The sequence below is a fragment of the Kluyvera sp. genome (assembly GCF_965301105.1).
On record NZ_CBDKZX010000154.1, the window covers coordinates 1 to 4,006 of the forward strand.

Below are 4,006 nucleotides of genomic sequence, written 5' to 3' on the forward strand. Positions count from 1 at the left end.
CTGAACCCGTTCCTGTCGCCGTTTGGCCTGCCGTGCAAACAGCCGGCCTGGGGTTATATCTCCGCGCTGGATCTGAAAACCAATGAAGTGGTATGGAAAAAACGTCTGGGTACGCCGCAGGATAGCCTGCCGTTCCCGCTGCCGATTCCATTGCCGTTCAATATGGGGATGCCAATGCTGGGCGGCCCGATTTCCACCGCCGGTAACGTGCTGTTTATCGCTGCAACCGCCGATAACTACCTGCGCGCTTACAATATGAGCAACGGTGAGAAACTCTGGCAAGGACGTCTGCCAGCAGGCGGCCAGGCGACGCCGATGACCTATGAGGTCAATGGCAAGCAGTTCGTGGTCATCTCCGCGGGCGGCCACGGTTCGTTTGGCACAAAAATGGGCGACTATATCGTGGCCTACGCGTTACCTGACGACGCGAAGTAAATAAAATGCCGACCCTTGGGTCGGCATCCTCACTCACCCGGGTCACGCGCTTTTTGTGGCCCGGGGAAATACGCAATTATTTATCAAACTTAATCGACAGCAGCGACGCCCTGGCCGCCTCCTGATACTGCCCCACCAGATCTTTCGTCATATTAAACGCCGCCTGAACCGCTTTATCGTTTTCAGACGCCACCAGCAGCATATTCAGAATGTCCGTATCCGCCGCCTGAGAGCGGAAGGTAATCAACCACGCTTTATGCCCATCAACCGTCACGGATTCCGCCTGCGGCTTATAGTTACTCAGCATTTTCAGCGTCGCGTCCTTTGCCACATCGAGCTTATCTGCGGGCAGCGCGTGACGTCCGTTACTCACCCCCAAGGATGCTTTTCCACGTTCATCACTATAAATAACCTGCGGCCGGTTTTCTGACGGGTATTTGATTTTTGCCATATCGTCAGGCATCGGCGTGAACGCCTGCGGGATCTCGATGCTCAACTTCAGCTCGGGAATGTTTTTACGTTCCATCTTCATGTCAGCCTGTGCTGACACCGCCACCATCATGACCAAAGACGCTGCCAGAACCTTACCAAAGAGAGACATGTTCACCTCGTGATTAATTGTTAGCCACACGAGTATATATTTAATTTATCCGTTTGATACGACGGAAATTTGTATCGCCCGCCAGCCGTTACCGGGTAGCGGCGACGCTACCCGGTTTCTCGCTAGACGGTAAAGCCCAGCATCATGCCGGTATCTTCATGCTCCAGCAGGTGACAGTGCGCCATATAGGCCTGATCTTTCGGGGCCTCATGATCGAACTTCACCAGCACTTCGCTCACGCCGCCTTCCACGCGCACCGTATCTTTCCAGCCCGAGCGATGCGCCGCCGGCGGCTGGCCGTTTTCCCGCAAAATGCGGAACTGGGTACCGTGAATATGGAACGGATGCAGCATCATGTCGCCCTCGCCGGAAATCACCCAGCGCTCGAACTTGCCCTTTTCCGCCGCGAACATCGGCTGATTCATATCAAAGGCTTTACCGTTGATCTTATTGGCATTATGGAAATCGAACCCGCCTTCGCCGTGCTGCATGTGGCCCATATTGCCGTGGTCCATTTTCATACCGCCGTGGCCCATCATGTCGCCATGATCCATTCCGCCCATCGCCTGATTGCCGTATTTCTTCATCAATGCCTGCATACCCATCATATCGAGCATGGGATCCATCGATAGCTGGAGCTTACGCTCGGTCAGGCCGTCCAGTGACGGCAACGCGGGCATTTTCGCCAGCGTATCCGGCAGCGTACCAGAGCCGGGAATACCGATCGGCTGGATGTGCAGCACCGGTACGGCCTTATCAAACGGCGCAACCGCCATCCCCATCTGGGTGACCGGCAGCGTCACCAGGTCGAATGCTTTGCCATCGCGCGCATCCACCAGCACTTCAAAACGCTCGCCCATCAGCATGGGTAGCTCGTTCACTTTTACCGGCTCGGCCAGCAGGCCGCCGTCGCTCGCCACCACATACATCGGGCGTTTGTCGCTGATAGCCAGCGTCAGCGAGCGCGCGTTACAGCCGTTGAGCAGGCGCAGGCGCAGCCAGCCCCGCGGCGGCGCATGCTGCGGGAACGGCGCGCCGTTAGTCAGCAGCATATCGCCAAACCAGCCAACGGCAGCGCTCATCACATCCAGCTGGTAATCAATCTCGCCCGCCGCGGTGAATTTTTTGTCCTGCATAATCACCGGAATATCGTCGATACCCCACTGCTTAGGCAGCATCAGCTTCTGGCTGTCTTCATCCTCAATCAGCACCAGTCCAGCCAGCCCCATCGCGACCTGATGCCCGGTTTTACCGTGCTGATGCGGATGGAACCAGCAGGTCGCCGCTCGCTGCATCGGCGTAAAGCTCACCGTGCGGCTGGCACCGGGCTGAATGATCCCCTGTGGGCCACCATCGACTTCACCTGGCACTTCCAGACCGTGCCAGTGCACGGTGGTCTCTTCCGGGAGCATATTCTGAATTTTGACCGTGGCAGGAGTCCACTGCTGCAGACGAATAGCCGGGCCCAACAGGTTGCCGTTATAGCCCCAGGTGGTCGCCGCTTTCCCCGCAAACTGCGTTTTCCCGGCCTGCACGGTCAGCAGGATCTGGTTATTCGCGTCGGCGGTAAGGATCGGCGGAATGGCGAGCGTAGGACGTTCAGCGGCAAATACCGCACGGCTCCATAGCGGCAAGGCGCTGGCAACGCCGACGGCGGCGCTTAATTTGAGAAAATCACGACGATGCATCGGTACTTCCTTTTCGGCTTGTGGTGATTATTTGAGCTTAAACCCTCCCCCTGCAGGAAGGTCAAGCGGAAAGCCATGAATAATGCTCCCCGTGTTGTGGGTAAATATGTTAACGTGGAATATCGACGATGTAAGGTAGAAGAAATGAAGACGTTTTTCCGAACGGTGCTGCTTGGATCGCTGCTGGCGATGTCCAGCTCGAGTTATGCTTTAAGCGAGTCTGAAGCGGAAGATATGGCCGATCTGACGGCGGTATTTGTGTTTCTGAAAAACGACTGCGGCTACCAGAACCTGCCTAATACCCAAATCCGTCGCGCGCTGGTCTTTTTCGCGCAGCAGAACCAGTGGGATCTCAGCAATTACGATACGTTTAACATGAAGGCGCTGGGTGAAGACAGCTACCGTGACCTCAGCGGCATCGGCATCCCAACGGCGAAGAAATGTAAGGCGCTGGCGCGTGATTCGTTAAGCCTGCTGGCTTACGTGAAGTGACAGACATGGCGGAGCCCGCAGGCTCCGCATGGATTAACGCTGTTGCACAAACTCGCGGTATGCAGCGACTACCTGCAGGAAATCTTCCACGCCGCAGAGCGACAGGCTCTCCTCGTCGTAGTAGCTCATTCCCTCTTCCATTTCGTCGCCGGAAAATTCCAGCTGATTAGCGCGAACCATCACTTCTTCGCCGTCCATCCACAGAGTGTATTCATGCCCGGCGCGCTGCCATGAACGCTCGCTGCCTTTAACGGTACGTGCAGCCTCTTCCACTTCATCCAGTAGCGAGAGGTTGTCTTTAACCTCTTCATTAAACCAGTGACCGACCACCTCGTGGCCCATCGACATTCGTACTTTTACCCCTCCGGTAACGTCGCGCAGAAATTCATAATCCATGATCTGTTCCTCTACAAAGGCAATGCGTCACCGCTGCATTGTACCTGTTGGTAATTATCGCAGTCTGGAGGAATAAAAACAGCGTCGCCGCGGGAGGAATAGAAAAATAAAAAAGGCGAGAGCCGAAACTCTCACCTTTGCTACCCGGCCAAATAACGTGTCGCCGGGGACGCTCGCGGAGTCGGCGCTAATGCGCCTCGTCCGGGCTATGCGATTAGACCGCCGTCTGGAAAATCACGCCGTCCGCTTTCTCAGTGTACTGAGAGAGCTGGTCGAAGTTCAGGTAACGGTAGGTATCCACCGCCGTCTTATCCACCTGCGCTACGTAGGTCTGGTACTCTTCCGGCGTTGGCAGTTTGCCGATCAGCGCCGCAACCGCCGCCAGCTCCGCAGA

General features: G+C 56.1%; 6 protein-coding genes. 2 read left to right on the forward strand and 4 right to left on the reverse strand.

Translation table 11 applies throughout. The features are described 5' to 3' along the window. A partial coding sequence (locus tag ACW14G_RS22450) for an outer membrane protein assembly factor BamB family protein (RefSeq protein ID WP_455648828.1) occupies window positions 1–435 on the forward strand: 435 nt, incomplete at its 5' end. Between the two features lie 76 nt (window positions 436–511). Here the strand turns inward: ACW14G_RS22450 and ACW14G_RS22455 are convergent. Next, complete coding sequence (locus ACW14G_RS22455) at window positions 512–1,036, reverse strand: hypothetical protein (RefSeq protein ID WP_223803294.1); 525 nt, start codon at window positions 1,034–1,036, stop codon at window positions 512–514. A 122-nt stretch (window positions 1,037–1,158) separates the two neighbouring features. Beyond that, window positions 1,159–2,724 carry a multicopper oxidase CueO gene (gene cueO / locus ACW14G_RS22460; RefSeq protein ID WP_249022311.1) on the reverse strand — a complete coding sequence of 522 codons (1,566 nt, stop codon included), beginning with the start codon at window positions 2,722–2,724 and terminating at the stop codon, window positions 1,159–1,161. A 144-nt stretch (window positions 2,725–2,868) separates the two neighbouring features. On the opposite strand from cueO, the gene ACW14G_RS22465 reads away from it, so the two are divergent. Further along, entirely contained in the window at window positions 2,869–3,216 is a 348-nt protein-coding gene (locus ACW14G_RS22465) for a YacC family pilotin-like protein (RefSeq protein WP_062772020.1), read from the forward strand. Window positions 3,217–3,249: 33 nt separating this feature from the next. Here ACW14G_RS22465 and yacL read toward each other — a convergent pair whose 3' ends face one another. Beyond that, window positions 3,250–3,612 (reverse strand): protein YacL, encoded by a 363-nt coding sequence (gene yacL / locus ACW14G_RS22470; protein WP_163448035.1) that lies wholly within the window; start codon window positions 3,610–3,612, stop codon window positions 3,250–3,252. Between the two features lie 214 nt (window positions 3,613–3,826). Then, window positions 3,827–4,006: hypothetical protein (locus ACW14G_RS22475; protein ID WP_455648829.1), on the reverse strand; the 180-nt coding region annotated here is incomplete at its 5' end.

What these genes read in the sequence shown, in the direction of transcription:
- ACW14G_RS22455 (WP_223803294.1), bottom strand. Translation starts at nt 1,036, where the DNA reads ATGTCTCTCTTTGGTAAGGTTCTGGCAGCGTCTTTGGTCATGATGGTG.
- ACW14G_RS22465 (WP_062772020.1), top strand. Translation starts at nt 2,869, where the DNA reads ATGAAGACGTTTTTCCGAACGGTGCTGCTTGGATCGCTGCTGGCGATG.
- yacL (WP_163448035.1), bottom strand. Translation starts at nt 3,612, where the DNA reads ATGGATTATGAATTTCTGCGCGACGTTACCGGAGGGGTAAAAGTACGA.
- cueO (WP_249022311.1), bottom strand. Translation starts at nt 2,724, where the DNA reads ATGCATCGTCGTGATTTTCTCAAATTAAGCGCCGCCGTCGGCGTTGCC.